We start from the raw sequence: 24831 nt of genomic DNA, 5'->3' as shown, positions 1-24831 counted from the left end.
TATTAAGCCTCAAGGTAGCGTTTAATCGCTGCTTCAAAACGGTGTAAGCCTAAATCCATCTCTGCTTGAGAAATATTCAATGCAGGTGCAAAACGTATAACATTCGGCCCTGCAATCAATGCAATTAAGCCTTCTTCAGCAGCGAGATTAGTTATTGTTTTAGCATTACCTTGATGCTCGTCAGCTAACTCACAACCAATTAATAACCCAGCACTACGAATCACCTTAAATAATCCGTAATCGGTATTTAATCGATTAAGAGCTTGAATATAGTAATCATGCTTTTTAGTCACTTCAGCAAGAAATAGTGGGTCAGCAATAATAGAAAAGACAGTGCCAGCAACCGCTGTTGCTAATGGATTACCGCCGTAGGTTGTGCCATGTGTACCCGGTGAGAACGTCCCAGCAAATTTGTCCGTTGTTAAGATGCCGCCAATCGGAAAACCACCGCCTAAGGCTTTGGCCGTTGAAAGAACATCGGGTACGACACCATATTGCATATAGGCGTACAGAAACCCCGTTCGGCCAACACCGGTTTGTACTTCATCGAAAATCAACATCGCATTATGTTTATCGCAGAGCGCGCGCAGGCCTGTTAGAAATGCAACAGAAGCAGGAATAACACCGCCTTCACCTTGAATCGGCTCCACAATCACCGCGCAAGTATTATCATTAATCACATTGGCAACGGCGGTGAGATCATTAAATTCAACGTGCGAAATCCCACTCGGCAGCGGCGCAAAATCCTGTGAATACTTAGGTTGCCCACCCGCAGTAACGGTAAATAAAGTACGACCATGAAAGGCACTTTTAAAAGCGATGACTTCATTTTTTTGACTACCATAATTATCGAGCGCGTATTTACGCGCTAATTTCAATGCCGCTTCATTGGCCTCGGCACCGGAATTACAGAAAAAAACTTTGTCAGCAAAGGTGTGTTTAACTAATTTTTTAGCCAGTGCAAGTACCGGTTCATTGGTGTACCCATTGCCCATATGACAAAGCTTGTCGGACTGTGCAATCAATGTTTCTTTAATAGCAGGATGGCCGTGTCCTAGGGCATTCACAGCAATACCACCCGCAAAATCAATATACTCTTTCCCCTGCTGATCAAAAATGGTGGAGCCCACTCCTCTTACGGGGATAAATGGCGCTGGCGAATAGGTTGGAATAATATATTCATCAAAATCACTTCGTACTTCACTAAACTCGCTCATTATTTCATTTTCCTTGCAACACTCAGGTAGATATAAGGAAAGACTGCAATGAGAATGCCAAAGTCATTGATAAATAGATAAAAAATTATATTAGTTAAAAACCTTAAAATTAGAATTTTATTTATAAAAAATTAGAACAACCAAATATAATTCGGACAATTATAAATACAACTAAAAACCTAGAACAAATCCCCCTAGCAATAGAGTGTATTTGCACTAAAAAGCACCACAAAACACCTTTTTAGTGCAAAGAAAAAGATAAAATCGAATTTAATTCTGAATTCATTTTTAAACAGTAAAACAATCCAATTAATATCACTCAACAACATAAATTAAAAATATATTTTTTGTGAATACGAACACTTTTTATCTTTATGATTGGTTTAGTATTTAAACCCTGTTTTTTTTATGTGATTAATATTTAAGGTGTAATGCTGGAACAATCACGCATGCCGTGTTTAGTTTCTTTTGGCCTTTAACATCGACCAACAGCACCGCCTTTCAACAATGAGGAGTAGTTGGTTATGTCTTTAAATCCGCAAACAGAGCAACAGCAAAAAAAGCCTCCCTATCCAGGCACACAAACCGTTATTCATGGTAATGGCGCCGTCGCATACGTAATTGATCATGTCTGTGGTGGGGTTATTGGTTACCCGATTACGCCTTCCACTGAAATTTCAGAATTATATGAAGCCTTCCGCGCTCAGGGTGGTTGTAACGTCTGGGGAAAACATCCTTTTTTCTTTGAACCTGAAGGGGAACATTCGGCACAAAGTGGTGCACTAGGGGCTGCATTAACGGGTGGGAAATATATCTCCAACGCCTCTTCTAGCCAAGGTATTCTGTACGGATTAGAATCACATTATGTGACCGTCGGTAAAAAAGCTGCCGGCTTTGTCCTTCATGTTGCTGCACGTTCGGTATCACGTCATTCACTTAATGTCATGGCGGGCCACGATGATGTTTACGCACTACTTTCCGCAGGTTATACCACGCTATTTGCCAGTAATGCCCAACAGGCAGCTGACTTAGCAGCTATCGCCTATCGCATTAGCTCACTTTCTCTTATTCCCGTTGCTAATACAATGGATGGTTTTGCCACCAGCCATATCCAAAGTGAAGTCGACCTTCCTGAACCAGAAATGCTTAAACAATTCCTTGGCGATCCTAGCGATCGAATTATTGCGCCAACCGAAGCACAGCGGATGTTGTATGGTGCGAAGGGGCGAGTCTGGCAACTCACACAGTTCATTGCTAAATACCAACAAGACTTTTGGCCAGAACAACGTGAAACATTACAGCATTATATCGATCAACATAGCGCACGCTTAGAGCTAGATAGAAATGGCGAGTATGTTGAAGATACAAATCAGTTTGTGCCAGAATCACTGCAGAAAAAATGGCGAAGAACATGGTTAAACGCTTATCAGAAAGATACCCGTCAACGTGTTCCTGCATTAGTTGACACGCATAATCCAGGGTTAACCGGTGGCGTGCAAAACCAACCAGACTTTCAAGCAGGTATTGTCGATCATCACACCCACTTTAGAAGTGACGTAGCAAAATTTGTCACCCAAGCAATGGACGAATATGCACAATTAACAGGCCGTCAATATCAACCTGTCATGGATTTTATGTGCAATGACGCTGACTATGTATTACTCGGACTTGGTTCCGTTACCGACGATGCTGAAGCGGTTGCCAGTTACTTGCGAACTCAAGGCCATAAAGTTGGCGTGCTTTCAATCAAACAACTCAATCCCTTCCCTGAAGCCCAATTAGTTGAAAAACTCGCAGGCAAAAAATCCGTTACCGTGCTTGAACGCTGTGATGAAACACGCCTCACCGAACGGGTAACCGGCGCTTTATTTAAAGCGGTTGAAAATGCCATCACTCTTCGTCATAAAGGCATAATGCCAATCACTAATCCACCACAGGTTAATACCGGTATATTTGGATTAGGAGGTCATGATCTACAACCGAGTCACCTCATTGCAGCCTTTGAAAATATGTTTGCTGAAAATACAAAACCCTTCTTTTACCTAGGCAGTCAGTTCTTTAATTATCAAGCATCGGGGGAATTAAGTGCAGCCCAACAACGTCTCCACGATGCTTACCCTGATACGGAATTAATGGCACTCGAAATTGGTGAAAACCCTAATATTTTACCTGCCAGCGCCATGCGTATTCGTTTTCATTCCGTGGGTGGCTACGGCACGATTGCAACGGGTAAATTACTCACGGGTATTCTTGCCGGTGCACTTAATTTGCATTCTAAATCGATGCCTAAGTACGGCTCAGAAAAAAGTGGTGCACCAACGAATTTCTTTATTACGTTATCACCCGAGCCAATAAAAATAACCAATGCTGAACTACAACAAATTGAAATCGCCCTGTCACCGGATCACAAGGTCTTTATGCATACCAATCCACTAAGTGGTTTGACTGACAATGGGACTTTTATTCTTCAATCTGAGCATACTCCCGAACAGGTATGGCAAGAAATTCCACAAAGTGCGCGTGAGTATATTCGCGCTAAACACATTAACTTTTATATTGTTGATGCCTTTAAAGTCGCACGAGAACATGCACCGGTTGCGAGTTTAGAAATACGTATGATGGGCATCGCCTTTATTGGCGCACTATGTGGACATGCAAAACAAGTCCGAGAAGGTGTTGAAAGAGAGCAAATGTTAGCCCTTATAGAGCAACAAATTAATAAAAAATTTAGTGCGAAGGGAGAAAAAGTCGTTGCCAGTAATATGTCAGTTATTCGCGATGGTGTACTTGCCACACAGGCGGTTAACTACGAAGACTTTAGTGATATTCAAGTGGATGAAGAAACCGTCATTGCCGCCCAATCAACACAGGGAAATAATGCCAGTTGTAGTCTCTTCGACCAAGCATACTTCGATAATATTGCCGGTAAAAAATATGCCAATGACAGCATTAGCGAAGCACCGGTTATTCCCGGCTCAGGTATGTTTTTACCGCCAGCCAGTGCCATCACTAAAAATAAAGGGTTATTTCGTTTAAATGTGCCTTTGTATCATCCTGAAAATTGTACCGGTTGTATGGATTGTACGGTCGCCTGTCCCGATGGTGCAATTCCTAATGCGGTCCATGAACTGCATGATATTTTAAATACGGTTATTAACAAACTGACATTGCCGCCAATGCAACATCAACTTATCCAAGCGGTAGTACCCAGCGTATGTGATGCAATACGTCAGCAATATCGCAATACTGCAAAAGGCGAAGAAGCACCATTACATCTACTAATGAAAAATGTGCTCAATAACATGAGCTTTGATAACCAAACCATCAAACAACAGCTTATCAATGCCAGTGATCTACTTGAAGATATGCCCTTTAGTCGTACCAGACCTTTTTTCGATGCCATGGAAAAATCGATGCCCGGATCTGGTGGATTATTTAGCGTCACCATCGACCCGAATAAATGCAGTGGCTGTATGGAATGTGTCGAAGTCTGTAGTGGCAATGCGCTTGAAAAAGTGCGCCAGACCTCTGCCATCAATGCAAAATTGCATCATCGTTTTGATACCTTAGCGGCCATGCCAAACACCCCAAGTCGATTTATTGAGCAAGCCAGTCAACCCGGCGGTCAACCGAAACGTTTATTACTGAATAAAGAAAGTTACTATGCAATGAGTTCAGGTCATGGTGCTTGTCGAGGCTGTGGAGAAGTAACCACGTTACGATTAGTCACTTCGGTCAATCATGCACTGCAACAACAACGTTACCAAATGCATATTAATACCTTAGAAAGTCTAATTGAACAATTACAAGACAAACTAACCACACTGACCCTAGACGAAAAAGATAGCCATCGCGCTACGCGCATTCAAGACACAATGAAAACATTAGAACAACGGTTATTCTACTTTGAAAATGGGCCAACGGGTAAAGGTCCCGCTAATGCACTGATCGCTAATGCAACGGGTTGTAGTAGTGTATACGCATCAACCTTTCCATCTAATCCGTATAACGATCCTTGGGTAAACAGTTTATTCCAAGACGCTCCGGCACTCGCAAAAGGGATTTTTGAAGGAGAAGTCGCAAATCAACTTTCTCAAATTAAAGCGCTTCGTTGTGCGCAATTAGAGATTAATGACAATTATGATCCCGATATTCATGATAAACAGCTGCGTTATCTAGAATGGGCAAACTTTACCGAACAGGAACTTGCTTTATTACCTACGGTATTTAGTATCGGCGGCGATGGTGCCACCTATGATATCGGTTTTGGCGCACTTTCTCGTTTATTAACAACATCGACCCCAATTAAAGTCGTAGTACTTAATAGTGGTGGATATTCAAATACTGGCGGACAAACTTCGACCTCTAGCTTTATGGCACAGGACTCAGATTTAAGTCGTGTTGGAAGCGCCCATAGTGGTAAACAAGAATCCCGCAAAGAGCTCGGCATTATTGCAAGCTTCCACCCAAAAGTCATGGTTGTACAAACTTCAACCGGATTACAAGGTCACTTTATGTCAAACTTGATAGAGTATATCAACTATCAAGACTCCCCTGCACTGCTTGATGTTTACACACCTTGCATGGGAGAACAGGGCATTGCCGATGATGCTAGCACTCGCCATGCACGATTAGCCGTTGAAAGTCGTATGAGCCCGGTATTTGTTCACGATCCACGTAAAGGCGATACCTTTATCGAACGTTTTTCACTCGAAGGCAACCCTGAACTCACTCAGGATTGGGCAACCCAAACCATCACCTACACCGATGTTGATGGAATGACTGAATTAAAACAATTGCCATTTACTCCTGCTGATTTTGCTTTCCAGGAAGGACGCTTTAAAAAACAATTCCAACCATTAACGAATACCGAATCAGGTTTCGCCGTGGCTGATTATATCGCCTTAGCACCAGCAGATAGAGTCGGCAAAGTGCCCTTTATTTGGGCAACGGATAAACAACATCATTTAATCCAATTAACCGTATCCGAAACGATTATTGCCCTTTGTGAAGAACGTTTACGTAATTGGCGAATGCTGCAATATATCAGCGGTCAACACATGGTTAAAATCGAACAAGCCCACCAAGCGCAAATAACACAATGGCAAGCGCGTTATCAACAAGCTGTTGATGAAAAAGAACAAGCTATTGATACCATTGCCGATGGCTTAGCGGAACTCGCCCTAACCACAGGGAGCTTATCCGCAGCCCCTTCTATTCCGATCGCACAGGTAGAGCCAACAACGACACCAAATTTAACGGATACGGCCAATAAACCCTTGGTGGTCATTAATGAAGCAAATCAACACAAATGCACTAACTGTAAAACCTGTTATCAAGAGTTAGGTGAATTATTTGAAAAAACCACGATTGTTGATAATGGCCAAGCCAAAGTCGTCAGTCGGGTTATTCCTGGTGCACTCGATAACATTGAAATAACAGATGATCTGATCCGTCGCGCTGCGCGTGTTGCCGATGAATGTAGTGCAGAAATTATCGAGTTTAACGCACCCGTTGTCGTGGAGGGTTAATGATGGAAACTAAACTATCACAACCACAACGTGAATTATTAATGCAGAGCATCGAGCAGGATCCACAACGATTCCAGCAAATGATCATTGCAGATAGCCAACGGGCGATTCAACAGATGTTTAAGCAACCATCGCTCACGGCTCCATTTACTCAAACATTATGGAAACTATTATTAGCCAATAATGCATTCAGTACGACACTGCAACGTTATCTATGGCATATCCCTCTTAAACAGAAACGGGTATTTATCCGGGCTATTGATCAGCATTTATCTGACCGTTATCCCATGTTTAAGGGGTTATCAGAAGACTGGCCAAACAAAAATAATATTCCGCCCTATGTACGTCCCGCAAGCGAACGTCGCACGGACTTTGATCTGGTTAACCAAGGTTATCTTGGCTATATGGGATTAGGCTACAGCATGCGCGAAGTTGAGCTATTTGTTTGGCTCGAAGTTTTGCGTGATAAACAATGCAAAGATAGTCCCTGTGAACTCGGCACACCGCATTGCAATAAACAAGGTGAGGTTACAGGTGAAAATGAAGGCGGCTGCCCAGTCAAAATTCATATTCCTCAAGCATTAAATTTAGTCGGTGAAGGGAAACTAAAAGCCGCTTTTGAGCTTATTTGCGATGCCAATCCCCTCCCGAATGTCACCGGTCGTGTTTGCCCGCAAGAGTTACAATGCCAAGGTCAATGTACCTTGAAAGAAAAACCCATTGAAATAGGGCAAATTGAATGGTTCCTACCGCAACGACAACGGTTATTAGATGAGGGTAAAGTTGAACAATTAGTGAAATGTAACCCGTGGGCGATTGCAACAAAACCACCGGTCGCCATTGTTGGATCCGGACCATCGGGACTTATTAATGCTTACCTTTTAGCAAAAGCAGGTTACCCAGTCACCGTATTTGAAGCATTTCACGCGTTGGGTGGCGTATTACGGTATGGTATTCCTGAATTTCGTTTACCAAATCAATTAATCGATGATGTGGTTGCCAAAATTAAAGCATTAGGTGGCCGCTTTGTGGTTAATTATGTCGTCGGCAAAACGGCTACCCTAGCGGATTTAAAAGCAGCTGGATTTACCCGAATATTTGTTGGCACCGGCGCCGGATTACCTCGCTTTATGAATATACCCGGCGAACACCTATTAAATATCATGTCCGCGAATGAGTTTTTAACTCGGGTTAATTTAATGCATGCCAATCAAGCGGACTATGAAACCCCACTCCCAGAAGTACAAGGCAAAAAAATCATGATTATTGGCGGTGGGAATACGGCCATGGACGCCGCACGTACAGCCTGCCGATTGGGTGGAGATGTCACGATTGTGTATCGTCGTACGCAACAGGAAATGCCGGCCAGAGTTGAAGAACTTCATCATGCCCTTGAGGAAGGTATCAAACTCAAAGAGTTACGCTCTCCGATTGAATTTATCGGAGATAAAAACCACCGTCTCACCAGCTGTAAGCTTGACCTAATGGCATTGGGAGAACCGGATCAGTCTGGTCGCAGACGCCCTAAAGCAACGGGCGAAACTGAAATGTTTAGCGTTGATCTCGCGATTATGGCATTGGGAAACAATCCAAATCCGATTGTAAAAGATGCAGAAAAAGATCTACAAACGACGCAATGGGGCACGGTACAGCTTAATCAAGACTCACAGCAAACATCGCTGACCGGTATTTACAGTGGTGGTGATGCAACGCGTGGCGGTTCGACGGCAATCAAAGCGGCCGGTGATGGCCAAGCGGCGGCTAAAGAAATCATGCAAGGCTTTACCTTATCACCTGAACAAATACGTACTTTAGTCAGCAAAGCGAGTCATTATACCGACCTGGGACAAACCGACACTGAAATCATTAACCGCATCGACTTAGCCAATGATATTGTCGAACTGACTATTAAAGCCCCGTTAATTGCAAAGGCGGCCAAAGCAGGACAATTTATTCGTGTTTTAGCAGATGAAAAAGGCGAATTAGTCCCTATGACGTTGGCAGACTGGGATAGCAAAGCCGGCACCATTACCTTAGTAGTTCAGGGGCTTGGTAGTAGTTCCAAATTAATTAACCAAATGAAGGTGGGTGATTGCTTTACCGCCATTGCCGGCCCACTGGGTAACCCTAGCAAAGTGACCCAACAACCGAACAATCAACGTGTTATTTTTACCGCTGGTGGTGTTGGCCTACCGGCTGTTTATCCCATTATGCGTGCAAATCTTGATCTTGGAAATCAAGTCACATTAATCACTGGTTTTAGGAATCTAGACCTGTGTTTCTGGACCGAGCAAGGTGGACGTCTCGCACAGTTATCACAACAATATCCAGAACAGCTTGAGATAATTTATACCAGTAATGATGGTTCCTTTGTCATAAAAGGATTTGTGACTACCCCACTTGAGGATATGCTGATCGCAAATCAAGCAAATACAATCAATACCATTGCAGAAGTGATTACCATTGGCCCACCATTAATGATGCGCGCAGTCAGTGATCTAACCCTTGGATACGAAGTCAATTGTGTTGCTAGTCTTAATTCGATAATGGTCGATGGCACAGGCATGTGTGGCGCCTGCATGGTACCGATCATGGAAAATGGTAAGCTGGTACGTAAACATGCTTGTATCGACGGCCCAGAAATGGACAGCCATTGTATTGACTGGGACAAATTCCTACCACGATTTAATCAATTTAAACCCCAAGAGCACCAAAGCCAAATAGAGCATCATTTTATTAATGAATAATATTTGGTGATAATGCTTGCATATTTACCTCTGCCCATTAGAGGGTAGAGGCAAATATCGAGCTTTCCTTGTTTTCCCATATAATTGCAGCCACTGCTTTAAACAAAAAATGAATCGACTAAAGTCGACGCCCCAAAGTCATTTTATAAAGTGATAACACGGAGATTAATATAACAAATAAGGATAGGTGTCGCGCAGCCGACACCTTATCTGGGTGTTGAACAAGCCCGAGCAGCTTATTTATAGTAAATTGTGAAATTGATATCTAGATTGATGTTGTCTTGTGTCTTTTCGCAAGACGAGTTTGGCTGAGATAACGCATGAAGTGTAACGTTATCAATAGGTTGTGGATTTATTTCCTGTCGTTTATCTTATTGTGTTGTCCTTTTATTTACGTGGCAGCCATTATCCTTATTATATTCTGCCTTTCGGCTAACTCTGTCGTATTATTCCTGCATATTGCATTTCATACTGGCAACAAGGACACCTTCGTTTTGCTTTCCCTCTAATGGTCTCTTGTATAGGTGCAATCCATTTTGTTACTGTCATTAATAACTGTTGAATGCGTAAACGAACGGTTTTAGCATTCCCGCGCAGGAATCCATAATCACGCACACGTTGAAATCCTTTGGGTAAGACATGTTGTAAAATCAGCCAAATAAATTGTAATGGTGGCAATACTCTGATTTTCCATTGATTGGTTTGACCGTCGCGATAGCGGAAGGTCACACTGTTTGAGGTTACCTTGATAATATCTCTGTCGGGTAATACACCTCTGTATAAATAGCAAGATAGGTATTGCAGCGCATGCTCACCATAACCAATATGGCGACAATCAACTATCCATTTACGGGGCAGTTGTTGCGGTAATGCTAATCTATCGTGGTGATTAATTGCATCAAGTAAGCGTGCGCGCCATACCTTTGCTAAGGCAAATTCATTAAACAGATAGTGCTTATCGCCTTTATGCCATACTTGCTTAACTTTGTCATAGCGCCCCGCAGGAATAATAACGTGTAAGTGAGGATGTAAATCGCGCTTTCTATTATGGGTATGCAACACCATCGTAAACCCCATTTCCCCTTTATTCTGACGTTTTGAAAAATCTTTCAGTGTGGATTGGGCAACATTAAAGAGGATTTTATAAAAGGCTTTTGACTGATACAGTGCTAATGCCCTAAGCTGATAAGGTATCGTCAGCGTCACCATAAAATAATGGGTTGGTAACAATTTTTGTTGCTGTCGCATTAGCCAGTCGGATGTGGTTTGGTGTTGGCATTGTGGGCAGTGTCGATGTCCACAGGATATGGGGTGTTGTTCACTGTGTTTACACTGTGAGCAACACCATTTTACCTGCTGCTGTTGCTGTGTTTGACAACTTAACATAGCGTGAATGGCACTGCGCATATCATGGTTAAGCTTATTGTCATACTGCTGCTCAAATGCCTGTTGATGTTGGCGAAGTAGTGAGATAAATGTACTCATAAAACTGCCTCAATACCCTTTAGGTTATTAGCAAGTCGGTTTATTATCTTGATAGTTTCCTTTTGTTTTACCTGTGTCAGTTGGGTATAACGCGCTGTTGTATTCAAACTGTTATGGCCCAGTAATATTTGCAGTGAACGTAAGTCTAATCCTTGCTCTAATAGATGTGTGGCATAACAATGCCTGAGTGAGTGTGGACTGATACGTTTATTAATACGGCAGTCATCAATGACCTGTTTCATGGCTTTTTGCACACTACCTTTATCCATCGGGACATCGGAGTCGGTAAATTTACTCGGAAATAGTAATATCGGGTGACGGTGCGTTTTCCAATAAACGCGAAGTGCCATTAGTGTGCGTTTGGGCAATGGTAATAGTCGGTCTTTTCCACCTTTACCTTCGCGGACATGGACTTGCATGGCTGCGCTATCAATATCATTAACGGTGAGATTAAGTCCTTCACTCAGTCGCAATCCGAGCGTATACAGGGTAAGAAAAAACACACGGTAACGTTGTTGTTTCGTGTTGGTCAGTAAGTCACTTACTTGCTTAGGTGTTAAAATATCAGGGAGTCGTTTCACCTGTGGGGGTTTGACAATATCGAGCCATTCCCATTGTTTATTGAGTGTGTAGCGGTAAAAAAACTGTAAACCATTGCGGTCGAGTTTAATGGTGCTCCAAGAATGTGTTTGAATTAAACCATTAAAATATTGTTTTAGATCCTGTGTGGTCAGCGTATCTGGTGTACGATTGAAGTAGGTCGCAATACGACGTATGGCACGGGAATAGGCATCAATGGTCGCAGGTCTTTTACCTTGTAGTTTTAAATTGATAAGATGTTGTTCATAAAGAAAATCAAAGCGTTGTTGTTCGATAGCATTCATGATGAGAGCTCCAGTAGGCACGCCCGAACTGGACGTGTTACTGAACACAGTAACAGTCTGGAGATTTTATGTTTTTTTCTGCCGCGCAGCGGCTTCGTTCAACAATAACTTAAGCCAGGAACCTGTCATATACCATAAACAAATCGACTAAAATCGACGTCCAAATTCCTTTTTTAAGGTAAAGCAAGGGGGCTTGGGGCAGCGGCTTTAGCCGCTTTTTTAAAGACCATAAACAGGTCGATGTAAGTAATTTAATAAAACTTTGTAACGATTAGAACGTTATCATATGTGTTTAGATCAAACCGTTATCATGCCCTTTAGTTTTGCAAGGCCATAACAAGCAATCGTACAAGCATCAAGAATGGTACCGTCGATAATCCTTTTTTCAAATTCAAGTAAAGACAACTTAGTGGAGGTTAAATCTTCTTCCTCTGCATCCAGATTTTTACCTACAAAAGTTAAATCCGTCGCAATAAAAACATGGCATCCCTGTGTCGATGTACCATTATCAACATGATGAAAACCAATTTTTTCTATCCGCCCTGCCGCATATCCTGTTTCTTCTTGTAACTCACGAAGTGCAAGTTCCATTGGGTCAGCATCAGGTTGCTCAGCCCAAGACCCCATTGGCAGCTCCAAACTCCTTTGCTTGACTGGATATCGATACTGCTCAACTAAATGTATACAGCCGTCTTCAATCGCTAATATTGCGGCAAAATCAACTTTTTCAACCACACCATAAAGTCCCGTCGCCCCACTTGGACGTTCAATAATATCTTCATGAACGGTGATCCATTTATTTGTATATTTCTCGGTAGATGAAATTGTTTTTATCATAAAAAATCCAATAATAATGGTGATCCCCATTGTCATTCAAGATGCAAAAATCAACAAGCGATTAGTTCCACACCAATTTAAGGTTAATGACTCTAGGGTGAGCAAATCTCATTTCATTTATTCGTTTTAAAATAACGTTTATATTGAGTATTTTCTTCGTAACCAAACTGTTCATATAAGTGTTGTGCCGATTTATTACCTATTGAGACTTCCAATTCAACACCTTTTGCGTTGGTTGTAATCGCATAACGATCAACGGCATCCAATAATTTTGAACCGATACCTTTCCCTCGCGCTTTATCTCGTACATACAAATCATTTAGGGCCCAATACTTTCTTAAAGAAATAGAACTAAAACCTTGATATAAAGTCGCAAAGCCTAATAAATTACCATCATCAATGGCAATAAGAAATATTGCCTCTTTACTGTTAAATCTTTCTATTAACCAGTCCTTAGAATCCTGAATCGTGCTCGCAATAGGTAAACTTACCGATAAATGACGGTAAGCATGAAATAACAATGATAACGACTCTAAATCAAGTTGCTTTGCTTCTCTAATTTCCATATTTATCCATTAATTATTAGGCCTACTGTTCGTTTGGAAAACAATTGAATATAAACAAAAATGCCTACATGAAATAATATCTACAAAAGACTTTCCAAGTAGGCATAAATTAATACCAATCGTAATAATGAGGTGATCTATTTTACTAATTAAAATTGTTTATTTCTTTGTTAAAACTTTAGCAAATGGAACAACCACTTACATAAAATTTAGCCTCTAACTAAATCATTTTTCCTAGGCAAAATTTAGATCTCATAGTTAATACTATTGATATAAATAATGATTGATGCTCTGAAGTTAAGCAGCAACTAATTTTGGATTTTCACCAAAGTCATTATGTTCAGCTTGACTGTCTAAAACCATAAAGACAAGTAATGCGATTGCACCGATTAAAGGAATAAAGATAATGAGAAACCACCAACCAGATCGACCAGTATCGTGGAGTCTTCTAATGGTTACGGCTAGACTAGGAATAAAGACAAACAAACTATAAACCATGCTAATTAAACCAGGCCCGCCGAATAGTCCTTCAATAAATCCTAAGGCCAATGTAATAATGAAGCTGAATAAACAGAACATCCAATATTCTTTACGTCTTGCTCTTCCAGAAAAAACCGTATACTTTTTTAAAACAGCTACATACCATTCCATTTTTAATTTCCTTTTAATTTTCATAAATATCGACTTAACAATATAAGCCGTTCAACATATTGATTTTTTGATAAATTCATCTAAAAAATTATACCATCTCCCTAAAACACAAAGGACATCATAGGAGACCATATAAAGTCTAAAAAACGCCTCGTCTTAACAAGCAGCAAACAGACTTTATTTTTTCATTTAAATTTGATGGGACAATATCAAAATTGAACAATTTATCAATAAGATAACAATTTTCATCAATGCTTAATCATAAGAAAAATAACGATTTTCATCAGGCCTTTTCAGAAGAGATAAAAATCAATACATCACGTATTAGTGACGGCCATTAAAATGGGTTACGGCGTCACCTGCAAAGATAAACTAATGGGATAATGATCCGAGGAATGAATATCACTATGAACATGTGCTTTAACTACGGTTAATCCGCGATAATAAATATGGTCAAGGTGTTGATATAAGTGGTTAAATCTCGCCTGACGATCCATTTCAACTTCATCTAAACCAAAAGAAATTGCACGTTTATTAAAATATTGTAACCTTTTCGCATTCCATGTGTTGAAATCTCCAGCTAATACAATCGGGCCTTTATGTTCCGCTAAGGTGTTAAATACTTGATCAAGGTGGACCCTAAATTTTTGAAAAGAAACAAAGTTAATAAGATGTGCATTTATCACTAACAAAGGTTCACTCGATGTTGATAATGGGTATAACGTCGCAATCAACATTTTCTTAGTTTTAGAAATCGGCTCGCTAGGCTCCGATGCTAAACAATAGGCATTTATTGATTGCACATTTGCGCCAGTCTTAACGCCCGTTTCAATATTTGTTTTTAGGTTTTTAAAACTACTTGCCATAATCCATTGATATTGAATTGAATTTTTAAAGTAATCATCAAAGGGGGTATTTCGAATAGCTTCCTGTAGCAACACTAAATCTTTGTTATTCATCAGGTTTATAAAATCATCCTGCCATCCTTGTCGTTTACATTTAAAAATATTCCACATTAATATATTAATGGTAGACCCGAATGCTTGCGTCGAGGCACATCCCATCGTTTTCAAAGACTCAATTGCACAATAGCGATGTTTAATCATATGAATATAAACCTTTAACAACAATGATTATAAATAGGGAGAAGATAAACGGCATAGGTTATTACGCACCTTTTTATAGAACGGCAGATTATTAATATCTTCCGCGATAACTTGGGTCGCATTTTGTTTTTTAGCATTAAATAAATCAGTTAATTCGGCATTTAAATGTTTATCAAAACATTCTAGGTTAATTTCAAAATTAAACTCAAGGCTACGAGCATCCCAATTGGCTGAACCAATAAATGACCAATTATCATCGATTAAGACGATTTTGCTGTGGTCAAAGGGACGATTGTTCTTATATATTTTTATTCCATGCTTAGTGATACGCGCAAAATTCGCTTCCATTACCCAGTCCACGGTAAAAATATTACTGTGTCTGGGAACAATAATTTCAATCAATATGCCACGTAATGCCGCAGCATGCAGAGACGTCATTAATTTTTCATCCGGAATAAAATAAGGGGTCATGATTTTAACGCTGGTTTGTGCGGCCACTAATGCATTAATTAATATCCATGAAATTTTATTATGGTCTTCATCTGGCCCATCTTGAAGCACTCGAGCAATCACGCCTTGCTCATTGACTAAGTTCAATGTGTCCAATTTGTATTGCGGGAAGTCAATGACCTCTCTAGTCGCAAAAAACCAATCCTCTATAAACACTTTACTAATCTGATCAATAACTGGGCCTGTAACTTTAAAGTGGACATCATCAATGGGATGTTCCGCCGTTTCGACAACATTATCTTTACTAATATTCATCCCACCAACATAGGCAACATTGCCATCCACACACAATATTTTCCGGTGATTTCTTAGGTTAATAAAGCGAATACTAGTCAGTGAAATAGCAGGTAAAAAACGCGCCGTTTTAATCCCCAATTTTTTTAAAGCACGGTCGGATTTATGCCAGCTATACCCAATGCCGATACCGTCTAAGAGCACGTGAACAATAACACCTCGCTGATGAGCACAAGACAAGGCATTAACAAATTGCTTTCCCAGTGAATCATAATCAAAGATATAACTAGATAAAACAATATGGTGCTGCGCCTCGTTGATTGATTGAATCATTGTTGGATAGGCTACATCGCCATTAATCAACGGAGTAATGTGGTTGCCAACAACATGATTAACCGGATGTATCGTATACCCAGAGATAATTGCAGATTGCCAGTGTGGTGGCAGATGGTCGCGTTTAATTTTTTTATCTTGATATTGAAAGTCAGGTTTCAGATCCGAGGGGTGGGATTTTTTAGCTAATCGTTTAATACGATTTATCCCAAATAACCAATAACATAAACTGCCGATAACGGGCGACAGAATAACAAGGCCAATCCAAGCCAATGATGTTCGCTCATTTTCTTTGAATAGCAGTACATGAATGGATGTCAGAATAGATAAACTGAGGTGAAAAAGAACAATGATAGAAACCCAGTGTAGGGTAATAAATTCAATTAATTCCTTAAATATCTGCATAAAACCAACCTAAACCAAAGAGATAAAAAACATTATACAACTAAGTGGTTAAACCAATCTCGAATAAATAATAAAGCATAAAACAAATATACCCATTAAAGCATACAGACTCATTCACTTGAGTCGCCGATGAATTTATAAGGTTAAAAAATGTTGTACCTAATCTCAACATGAAATGATTTAAATGAACGGCAGACATTAACATTATTTTTGCTTTTAAATATTTAAAATGTGACTTACCCCCTCCCTCCTCACTTTACATTATCGATTTAACGATTCAATTGAGGCATATTGTATTACTTAATAACAATCTAGATGAAAGGAATGTAAATATGAAAGGCTTTAGCCACAATAAAATAATAATTGCAATGTTATCCCTTGGACTTGCTTCATCTGTATTTGCTCAAGATGGCATTAATGACACAACCGGTTATGCAAGCAACTATACGGTGACCGGAAACGAAATGACCATGGATTTTGCAAATATTGACTGGCATGTTGTTAAAGTTAATTCCGCAAGTGAACTTAAAAAAGCATTATCCAACGCAAAAGCTGGCGATAAAATCGTTATTGCAGCAGGCACTTACACGGGATTTTTTAAATTAACAAAAGGAGGCTCGCAGGAACGTCCAATCTGGATTGTTGGTGAAGACTCCAAAAATATGCCTATTCTCAATGGCGATGACTATAACAATAAAATCGTCTTGTCTATCAATGGTACCTCTAATAAACCAGAGGAAGGCATTAGCTATATCTATATTCAAGATATTGAAGTTATGAATGGCCGCACGGGCATTGCATTAGATCAAGCTGATTATGTCACCATTGATAACGTCACCGTACACGAAGTCGGCCAAGCAGGTATTCATCTGCGCGATGGCAGCTCCTATAACATCGTAAAAAACTCCACCGTCTATAATACTGGCCTTTATAATGTTAAATACGGTGAGGCCGTTTATATCGGATCCGATTACACCAAGTGGGACGGCACAGGTAAAAGTTCAAGAACTTATGATCCTGCTGTTAATTATAATCAAATTCTAACCAATACCCTTGGGCCAAACGTGACGGCAGAACACATTGATGTCAAAGAAGGATCTTCATACTCCTATATTATTGGTAATACGTTCAATGCAGCAGGCATGATTGATATTCTTAACGGTGGCTTAAGTTATATTGATTTTAAAGGAAATTATACTGAAGCGGCCTACAATACTGGTAATCAAAATGGTAATAAATATTTTGATAATGCCTTTGAAATAAATGAGAAATCAGAAGGTTGGGGTTACCATAATAATATTCACGATAATGTCTTAACATTTAACGATGAATATTACCGTGCCACTAAAGAGCCAGAAACCTTGACCATAGCACTGGGTTCAAAGGGCAAACCGCAAAGCAAAGAATCCACTAAATCTCTGTTCCGCACTCATTGGGTTGTCAAAAACAATGTTAAAGATTCAAACGCAACGAATGTCGTATCAAGCAATATTCGCACTCCTGTCGATAGTAATAAAATGTATGTTGGAAAATTAACTGAACGTTAGATTTTTCGAATCATGCCGCTTTTGTGCGGCATGATTAATAACAGAAATAACATTAGCTGATCTATTTTGCTGATATTCAAGCCTGAGAAGCCCGACTACTAAACATTAAGAAAACCGAAGCACTAATAAGTGCAGAGCCCCCTACGCGATTTAAAACCATTGGATGCGTATTCATAAACCCGAGGAATTTTTTGGTTGATAGCGCGTAAATCATCACCCATGTGAAATCTAAGGTCGCCATGGTTGGACACATGATTGCCATTTGCTGAAATAAAGGTTGGCTTGGGTCTATAAATTGAGGAAAGAAAGCAGTAAAAAAGACAATCGCCTTTGGATTTCCGGCTGCAACAAAAAAACCACTTAGAAAAAGTTTATGCTTGGGTACAGGCGCTGCTTCACTGACATTATTAATTTCAGGTGGCTTGCCAAGTAGCATCTTTATTCCCATATAGATCAAAGTCGCAATACCAAACCATTTAATCGCTAAAAAAGCAGACTCAGAGCTTGCAATAACAGCACCTAAACCAATCGCAACAAGCATCATTTGTAAAAAATTCGCTGAAATATCCCCCAAAGCGGTAATAACCGTTTTACTTGGGCCATATTTCATCGCATGTACAACGCCTAATAAAATACTAGGGCCAGGCGTCATGGTAAGCACTAACGATGCAGCAACAAATGCTAACCAGGTTTCAATATCCATATTCATTTTCCTTTGTATTTCATGCTGTAGATAGCAGTCGTCGGTAATATTATATGCAGGTAATAAAAATTCGATGACGAGACAAGCGTGTTAAGGCCGATATTTTAAAATACATAATTCAATAGTAAACCGCATTGTGGCTGTAATTCATCAACGAACAATGTAAATTAAAAGATCTGCCCATTTTTATCTTCTCGTTTATTTAATATTTACAGTGGCGTCACTTACCCATGTTTCACTTATAACCGCGTCTTTTTTATCAACTAAATACGCGCGGATACTGACTGGATTTTTATTAATTTGTTTGTAGTCAAAGGCTAATCGCCATTGGTTTGTGCCGACAATCGGATAGACTCCAATTGGCTCGACAATTTCACCGTTGCTAGCTTCAATAATAGGTTTAATGCCACTATCTCTATCGAGCCCTTTCAATACAGGTCCTTCAAAGTCAATGACCATTTTATTGACGCCTTCAGGAATCGGTTGGCCAGGTATTCCCCCCAAACCTTGACGCGTATTCACAACACTGGCTAACGCGTCTGATTTTGGATCAAGTGGCCGCCATTCGATATCATAGGAAAAGGTAAACTCATCGCCTTTACGAGCTGGTTTTTCGGGCACCCAATAGGCAACAATATTATCGAATGTTTCATCAATAGTTGGGATTTCGACTAACTGCACGGCACCTTTTCCCCAATCGCCAATGGGTTTGATCCAAGCCGATGAACGTTTATTGTAAAACACACCGTCGTCTTGGTAATTATTGAAATCCCGATCTCTTTGAATTAACCCAAACCCCTGTGGGTTATTATCCATAAAACTATTCGTCGACACGGATTGTGGATTATTGAGGGGACGCCAAATATGTTGGCCAGCGCCCGTGTGAATAGCAACACCATCGCTATCATGAATTTCTGGTCGCCAGTCTTTAGCAATGGTTTTATCTTTTTCTGAATACCAATACATGCTGGTTAACGGCGCAATGCCTAATCGTTCAACATCTTCACGCATATACAAATGAGCAGTCACTGATGTTATATGCCCTTTGGCTTTTTTATTGTCTTTGGTTAAGCCAAAACGGTAGGCACCGGTAATAGACGGGCCATCAAGCAATGCCCAAACCGATAAACTTTCTCCTTTGTGTTCTGCTGGGCCAAGCCAAAAAGCAGAAAAACGAGGAAATTCTTCCGGTTGATTCATACCGGTATTAATCGCAATGCCTCGTGCGGATAACCCATATTGCCCTTCAGGCCCATCGGTACGAAAATAAGATGCACCAAGAAACGATATCCAATCTGGTTGCATATCCGGACGCATGATTCTAAAACCAGCAAATCCGAATCCTTCTGGAAGATCATGTGCGGGACTATCCGACGGCATATCAAACAGCTCATTACTAAAAGTCACCTCTTGGATCCGATTTTTACTGTCTCTGATATAAATATTGACGGGCTCTTGAAAATACCGACCAGGGTAAAAAAACTGTACTGGCGCATTTTTTCCACTTGGATATAACGTTTCATCTTCTTTAAAGCGTATTTTCCAATGTTGATCGTAGGTAATTTTCTCAATTAATTCGGGATTAGGCACCACTGCGGGTGAATAGGGATTACCTGCGGACGCTTTTGCAAGGGCTTTTAAATCTTCGAATGTAAACGCCGTTTTATCTGATGCTTCTGCCGCATAAGACGACATCGAGGTAGAAAAAATAATTGCAATAAATAACGTTAATTTCATTAAGATAATCACCAATAAATTGAGTTTGATAAAAAGAGCACGGTACGGATTACGATTAATCCGCCAACAAGGCTAAACCGAACGGCTAGAGCTGAATGCGAGTATACTTAAGTGTCGTCTCACGAACAGCCCTTTCTGTTTCAATATAACTTTCAATCTTCCTTGGACAGCTATTTTGTTAAAAGTTCTTTTTAGTATTTAATTCTTTTGTCTATTTTAAATAAGCATCACAATAATTCACAACTATTTGAGATTCAATAGATTATTCACTTTCAATAACTGACTGATTAAATGGGGTCATAGGCAAATTTATAAGGCTTATCATGAGGTTTTCATGGTTGACAATTTCTCTCCCGTTTTAATGTAGGCTATTCCTTAGTTTTTCGAAGTTATGGATTAAACAATACACTTTCCATTACGGTCTATTTCCACGTGCATTTTAACAGTATAAGTAATAGGACTACTACTTTTTCAGAGGCAAACTCAACAACCTATTTATATAGGGATGATGAATTATTTTCTCATTACCAATACCTATCAATTGACTGTCGATCTAAACCATTAGATCCAGCGTCGATTGTCGATGCTTTTCTCATACGAATAAAACGACTACAATAGCGAAAACCACGCACTAAAATAAAATCGTTAATCCAAAGAACGTCTTGTAATACCAATTCCATTAATTTTATGATCTAATAAAGCACTCATTAAAGGTGCTGAATATGACTCAAGAATTATCGAAAATGATTAGCTCAACCTCAGATGCGAGATTAAAACTTCGTTTATTAGCGGTATCTCACTTTCTTGATGGTAAAAATAGAACTCAAATATCTGAATACTTAAAAGTAAGTCGAACGAGTGCAAATAGTTGGATACAAACCTATTTAACACAGGGAATTTCAGGGTTAAAAGAGAAAAAACATACGGGGCGCCCAAAAGGCCTAAGCGAAAAGCAACTGTCTCAACTGAAAGAGTTTGTTGTTTCTTCGGCTGTAAAGGCAGATGGTGGCAGACTCCAAGGAAAAGATGTCCAGCAGTATATTTTAGTTGAGTTTGGTATTGAGTATAAAAAATCCAATATTTACAACCTATTACACGAATTAAATCTTAGTTGGATAACGACACGTTCAAAGCATCCCAAGCAGTCAATTGAACGTCAGGAAGATTTTAAAAAAATTCAAAATAAAAACGATCCTTAAGATCCCTGGTCATGTTGCGTTAGATCGGGTTGATATCTGGTTTCAAGATGAGGCGCGTTTTGGACAACAAAATACGACCACTAGAATATGGGCTGAAAAAGGAACGAGACCACGCGTAGTACAGCAACAACAATACACTTACGCTTATCTATTTGGTGCTGTTTGCCCAGCAAATGGTAAAACAGAAGCTATCATTGCTCCTTTTAGTAATATGGAAATCATGAAAGAACATCTATCGCTTATTTCCAAAGCAACGGAAGCGGGTCGCCATGCAGTAGTGATAATGGATGGTGCCAGCTGGCATCAGGAATACTTAGATCAAGCATTTGCTAATCTAAGCATTATTCACATCCCACCTTATTCTCCTGAATTAAATCCAATCGAGCAAGTATGGTCATGGATGAGGCAAAATGAAATTGCCAATCGTGTTTTTAGTGATTATGAAGATATTGAAGAGAAGTGCACTATTGCTTGGAATAACTTTAGAAGTGATATTAATAGAGTCATTTCACTATGCTTAAGATCGTGGATTAATTTGACCAGTTAATTAATGGAATTGGTATAATCAGTTGTCGTATAACTAACAAAGGACCTTTTAGAAGTTCAAAATGAAAGGGATTAATATAACAATCAGTAATGATTTTTTAGAACAACAATGTTTGTTATCATTAAGAAAAGATTTGCTCAACATTCACTATTCATAAAGAAGATAAACAGCCCGAGCGAAACTGCATGCAAGGTAGCTTGAAGATTGGAGGTTAGATACCTACGGCTACCCGATTATATTTTAGCAAGTTCGCGCATAACTTGATGGCGCATTTTCATAAATTTACCTAGCGTTTCGCTAAAGCCTCTTTCTCCATAAAAAGTGTAGCTATCAATGCCATATGCAGAAGTTAATTTAAGTTTTTTACGTAGTCGTTGAATATATTGTTTATCGTAATCTTCTTTGCCTTTAGCCCCCTTTTTCAAAATTTTAGTAACAACCTTACCGTCTTTTATGATTTCAATAGCTCTACCATTACTATTATGGTCTCCAAAATCAAAGCCAAAGCCAGACAATATTTCTCGCAATTCATGGAGCTTTAACATGTGCTCACCATTTGTTCTACGCCTAGAGTTTGATTTAAACCATTCTGAAATGATGTCCAATTCATCACTTCTTTTTTCACACAATTCATGTGCTGCTGACATTCTAGTGAACTCGAACATATCTTCATCACTAGGAACGGTTACCCAATAACCATGCTCTCCAAGGTAAACGATAGTTGATAACAATGCTGCTCGTTTATTTCCATTGTGAAAGCAATGATTATTTATTAACGAATGGAACAATGCTGCACCTTTATTAAAAACACCAGTGTATGCATCACGCCCTCCAACCGACATAAATGGCCTTTGAACAGAAGACTCTAAAATCCCCTCATTTTTAATGCCAGGAGGGGAAACGGGATCTTCTTTATCTTTAAAATAATCAACTAGGTACTCATGAATAAATTTAACCTGTAAAATGTTCAATAGTTTTCCCTTAAAAATATAATAGTGTAACTAAGTCGATTAACTCCGTATTCCCCAAAAGAACTGGACAGCCAATAAGTTACACCTCCTTGATAACAATCTTTTTATTATTCATAAATCAAAATGCTAACAGAAATGGTTCGTAATCTAACGGTAACAGTTAGAATTAAATAAGGAATGCTAGTGCAAAATACTTTTAACTGAGTAAACAACATTAACCTTCAATAGAAGTTCATTTCATAAATTTTTATTTATTACTGCAAGCATCGATAAAATCTTGAGCTTCAATTACTATTTGCTGTTTATGTTGTTCAACATTATTATCTATCGCCTCACGGTTAAAAATAATAGTGCACCCATCCTTGTTTGTTGCCTCAACCTTAGATAAATCATTATCGATCTTGGTTATTACAAATGACGATTGTTCATATTCCCATATACTACTATCATTAGGTTTTATAGGTAGAAGCTCCAAAATCTGAGTACCATGTTCATTTATTAATGTAAGCTTTACCTTAATAATTTCATTCGTATTATTTTTAATGACTCCCCAATAAATATTTGAACAAGCGCTAACTAAAATAGTTATTAAGATTATCAATAAAAGTTTGGACCAATTTCTTAATCTTTCCATAAAATTTCAGAGCTCCATATTAATCTCTTAACATCTATTTCCATTGCCATGGTATTCTTTATTCTTTGACGTAATAAAAAAGACTAGACAGCCATAAATTTACATCAAGGTGTATGGGAGTCCAATTATCTTGTTATACAAACTTTAACTCGTATGATGCTTTAGATAGTTCAACTCGGCAAAGTTCCACTGCCAATGTATGCTGATGGTTATATTGAGAAACTAACAATTCAAGTTTCCTATAGTGCTCAGGATCCATTTTAGCCCCAGCTATTATCTTAGTAAGTATCTCAGGTTTAAATTTATGAATTCCTGGACCAGAATTATGAGCTAAACACCTATATTCTTGTTCATAATCCCACTCTAATGCTTTTACTAAGAACATTCTTTTTAGATCATTGAAATTACTTACTCCCATATGAGTTTTTGGCATTTTCGAGGAATAATCTATTTTCCATGAAGCAAGTGTTTTCTCTGGATAATCAGCAGAGTGCGTAAGCGAAGAATCGAATTCAGCAACAAACCCTCTATGGTTTTCTGCATAATGAGACCACATCAATATACTAAGTGGATTTTTTGATAAAGAACAAATTCCCCATGTATTCACAATATCGGACTGTATTGTTCCATTTTCCATCGCAAGTTTAATCTTATGAAGCCTCTGTCCTCTCATTTGAATTCTTTTTGCAGCGGATAAACCAGGATATAAGTCGCTATCTAATAAAAGATCTTTTCTGTCTTTTTTTATATGCTTTATCGAACGTTCAACGTCATAATTTACAACACAATCAAAAGGATCATTAAACTCATTAGCTTTGGAAAATTTCATCGTATTACTAGATAAAATATCTACTGATTTATCATTAAATGGTACATATTTATAAAGTTTCAATAATCCCTCCTTGTTTGTATAACGAAACTGTAGAATTTCTCATTTTCAACCGGATAACTTTTAATAAACACCACAATAATTCACAACTATTTGAG

General features: G+C 39.2%; 18 protein-coding genes. 4 read left to right on the top strand and 14 right to left on the bottom strand.

Annotated features, from left to right (window positions below; all coding sequences use genetic code 11):
• Positions 1–2: 2 nt before the first annotated feature.
• The gene (locus ACR30L_RS04145; RefSeq protein WP_435236783.1) at positions 3–1217 is read right to left on the bottom strand and encodes a bifunctional succinylornithine transaminase/acetylornithine transaminase; all 1215 of its coding nucleotides are present in this window, start codon (positions 1215–1217) and stop codon (positions 3–5) included.
• A 524-nt stretch (positions 1218–1741) separates the two neighbouring features.
• On the opposite strand from ACR30L_RS04145, the gene ACR30L_RS04140 reads away from it, so the two are divergent.
• Positions 1742–6748 carry a 2-oxoacid:acceptor oxidoreductase family protein gene (locus ACR30L_RS04140; RefSeq protein WP_435236782.1) on the top strand — a complete coding sequence of 1669 codons (5007 nt, stop codon included), beginning with the start codon at positions 1742–1744 and terminating at the stop codon, positions 6746–6748.
• A complete protein-coding gene (locus tag ACR30L_RS04135; RefSeq protein WP_435236781.1) occupies positions 6748–9495 on the top strand; it encodes a sulfide/dihydroorotate dehydrogenase-like FAD/NAD-binding protein in 2748 nt (915 codons plus the stop codon). Before ACR30L_RS04140 ends, ACR30L_RS04135 begins: the two co-directional genes overlap by 1 nt.
• A gap of 432 nt (positions 9496–9927) precedes the next feature.
• Here ACR30L_RS04135 and ACR30L_RS04130 read toward each other — a convergent pair whose 3' ends face one another.
• The 7 genes from ACR30L_RS04130 to ACR30L_RS04100 all read right to left on the bottom strand — a co-directional run bounded on the left by ACR30L_RS04130 (position 9928) and on the right by ACR30L_RS04100 (position 16506).
• Positions 9928–10980, bottom strand: coding sequence for an IS91 family transposase (locus ACR30L_RS04130; RefSeq protein ID WP_435236780.1), 1053 nt, complete (start codon positions 10978–10980; stop codon positions 9928–9930).
• On the bottom strand, positions 10977–11864 hold the full coding sequence (locus ACR30L_RS04125; protein ID WP_435236779.1) for a site-specific integrase: 888 nt from the start codon (positions 11862–11864) through the stop codon (positions 10977–10979). Before ACR30L_RS04125 ends, ACR30L_RS04130 begins: the two co-directional genes overlap by 4 nt.
• A gap of 297 nt (positions 11865–12161) precedes the next feature.
• The gene (locus ACR30L_RS04120) at positions 12162–12701 is read right to left on the bottom strand and encodes an NUDIX domain-containing protein (protein ID WP_435236778.1); all 540 of its coding nucleotides are present in this window, start codon (positions 12699–12701) and stop codon (positions 12162–12164) included.
• A 113-nt stretch (positions 12702–12814) separates the two neighbouring features.
• Complete coding sequence (locus tag ACR30L_RS04115) at positions 12815–13267, bottom strand: GNAT family N-acetyltransferase (RefSeq protein WP_435236777.1); 453 nt, start codon at positions 13265–13267, stop codon at positions 12815–12817.
• Positions 13268–13564: 297 nt separating this feature from the next.
• The gene (locus tag ACR30L_RS04110; protein ID WP_435236776.1) at positions 13565–13918 is read right to left on the bottom strand and encodes a DUF805 domain-containing protein; all 354 of its coding nucleotides are present in this window, start codon (positions 13916–13918) and stop codon (positions 13565–13567) included.
• Between the two features lie 347 nt (positions 13919–14265).
• Entirely contained in the window at positions 14266–15024 is a 759-nt protein-coding gene (locus ACR30L_RS04105; RefSeq protein ID WP_435236775.1) for an endonuclease/exonuclease/phosphatase family protein, read from the bottom strand.
• Positions 15025–15051: 27 nt separating this feature from the next.
• Complete coding sequence (locus ACR30L_RS04100) at positions 15052–16506, bottom strand: phospholipase D-like domain-containing protein (protein WP_435236774.1); 1455 nt, start codon at positions 16504–16506, stop codon at positions 15052–15054.
• A 332-nt stretch (positions 16507–16838) separates the two neighbouring features.
• Between ACR30L_RS04100 and ACR30L_RS04095 the strand changes: the two genes are divergently transcribed.
• Positions 16839–18053, top strand: coding sequence for a right-handed parallel beta-helix repeat-containing protein (locus ACR30L_RS04095; protein WP_435236773.1), 1215 nt, complete (start codon positions 16839–16841; stop codon positions 18051–18053).
• Positions 18054–18129: 76 nt separating this feature from the next.
• Here the strand turns inward: ACR30L_RS04095 and ACR30L_RS04090 are convergent, their stop codons facing one another.
• From ACR30L_RS04090 to ACR30L_RS04080, 3 genes are all read right to left on the bottom strand, one after another.
• Positions 18130–18756 carry a LysE family translocator gene (locus ACR30L_RS04090; protein WP_435236772.1) on the bottom strand — a complete coding sequence of 209 codons (627 nt, stop codon included), beginning with the start codon at positions 18754–18756 and terminating at the stop codon, positions 18130–18132.
• Positions 18757–18954: 198 nt separating this feature from the next.
• Positions 18955–20493 carry a glucan biosynthesis protein gene (locus ACR30L_RS04085; protein WP_435236771.1) on the bottom strand — a complete coding sequence of 513 codons (1539 nt, stop codon included), beginning with the start codon at positions 20491–20493 and terminating at the stop codon, positions 18955–18957.
• 524 nt (positions 20494–21017) lie between these two features.
• Positions 21018–21173 carry a hypothetical protein gene (locus ACR30L_RS04080; RefSeq protein ID WP_435236770.1) on the bottom strand — a complete coding sequence of 52 codons (156 nt, stop codon included), beginning with the start codon at positions 21171–21173 and terminating at the stop codon, positions 21018–21020.
• A 42-nt stretch (positions 21174–21215) separates the two neighbouring features.
• Here ACR30L_RS04080 and ACR30L_RS04075 point away from each other — a divergent pair.
• A protein-coding gene (locus tag ACR30L_RS04075) for an IS630 family transposase (protein WP_435234330.1) occupies positions 21216–22239 on the top strand; the annotation gives its coding sequence in 2 pieces (ribosomal slippage) (positions 21216–21670 and positions 21669–22239; 1026 coding nt in all).
• Positions 22240–22472: 233 nt separating this feature from the next.
• Here the strand turns inward: ACR30L_RS04075 and ACR30L_RS04070 are convergent.
• From ACR30L_RS04070 to ACR30L_RS04060, 3 genes are all read right to left on the bottom strand, one after another.
• A complete protein-coding gene (locus ACR30L_RS04070) occupies positions 22473–23210 on the bottom strand; it encodes a type II toxin-antitoxin system death-on-curing family toxin (protein ID WP_435236769.1) in 738 nt (245 codons plus the stop codon).
• 247 nt (positions 23211–23457) lie between these two features.
• Complete coding sequence (locus tag ACR30L_RS04065; RefSeq protein WP_435236768.1) at positions 23458–23844, bottom strand: hypothetical protein; 387 nt, start codon at positions 23842–23844, stop codon at positions 23458–23460.
• A gap of 133 nt (positions 23845–23977) precedes the next feature.
• Positions 23978–24736: a DUF2971 domain-containing protein gene (locus tag ACR30L_RS04060; protein WP_435236767.1), complete on the bottom strand. Its 759-nt coding sequence runs from the start codon at positions 24734–24736 to the stop codon at positions 23978–23980.
• Positions 24737–24831 lie beyond the last annotated feature (95 nt).

The organism is Psychromonas saccharinae (assembly GCF_051201515.1).
GTDB lineage: Bacteria > Pseudomonadota > Gammaproteobacteria > Enterobacterales > Psychromonadaceae > Psychromonas.
The sequence above is the reverse complement of the archived record's forward strand: the minus strand, read 5'-3'. Positions and strand labels throughout refer to the sequence as shown.

Coding starts and splice junctions, on each gene's coding strand:
- ACR30L_RS04145 (WP_435236783.1), bottom strand. CDS start 1,217: ATGAGCGAGTTTAGTGAAGTACGAAGTGATTTTGATGAATATATTATT.
- ACR30L_RS04140 (WP_435236782.1), top strand. CDS start 1,742: ATGTCTTTAAATCCGCAAACAGAGCAACAGCAAAAAAAGCCTCCCTAT.
- ACR30L_RS04135 (WP_435236781.1), top strand. CDS start 6,748: ATGATGGAAACTAAACTATCACAACCACAACGTGAATTATTAATGCAG.
- ACR30L_RS04130 (WP_435236780.1), bottom strand. CDS start 10,980: ATGAGTACATTTATCTCACTACTTCGCCAACATCAACAGGCATTTGAG.
- ACR30L_RS04125 (WP_435236779.1), bottom strand. CDS start 11,864: ATGAATGCTATCGAACAACAACGCTTTGATTTTCTTTATGAACAACAT.
- ACR30L_RS04120 (WP_435236778.1), bottom strand. CDS start 12,701: ATGATAAAAACAATTTCATCTACCGAGAAATATACAAATAAATGGATC.
- ACR30L_RS04115 (WP_435236777.1), bottom strand. CDS start 13,267: ATGGAAATTAGAGAAGCAAAGCAACTTGATTTAGAGTCGTTATCATTG.
- ACR30L_RS04110 (WP_435236776.1), bottom strand. CDS start 13,918: ATGGAATGGTATGTAGCTGTTTTAAAAAAGTATACGGTTTTTTCTGGA.
- ACR30L_RS04105 (WP_435236775.1), bottom strand. CDS start 15,024: ATGATTAAACATCGCTATTGTGCAATTGAGTCTTTGAAAACGATGGGA.
- ACR30L_RS04100 (WP_435236774.1), bottom strand. CDS start 16,506: ATGCAGATATTTAAGGAATTAATTGAATTTATTACCCTACACTGGGTT.
- ACR30L_RS04095 (WP_435236773.1), top strand. CDS start 16,839: ATGAAAGGCTTTAGCCACAATAAAATAATAATTGCAATGTTATCCCTT.
- ACR30L_RS04090 (WP_435236772.1), bottom strand. CDS start 18,756: ATGGATATTGAAACCTGGTTAGCATTTGTTGCTGCATCGTTAGTGCTT.
- ACR30L_RS04085 (WP_435236771.1), bottom strand. CDS start 20,493: ATGAAATTAACGTTATTTATTGCAATTATTTTTTCTACCTCGATGTCG.
- ACR30L_RS04080 (WP_435236770.1), bottom strand. CDS start 21,173: ATGGAATTGGTATTACAAGACGTTCTTTGGATTAACGATTTTATTTTA.
- ACR30L_RS04065 (WP_435236768.1), bottom strand. CDS start 23,844: ATGGAAAGATTAAGAAATTGGTCCAAACTTTTATTGATAATCTTAATA.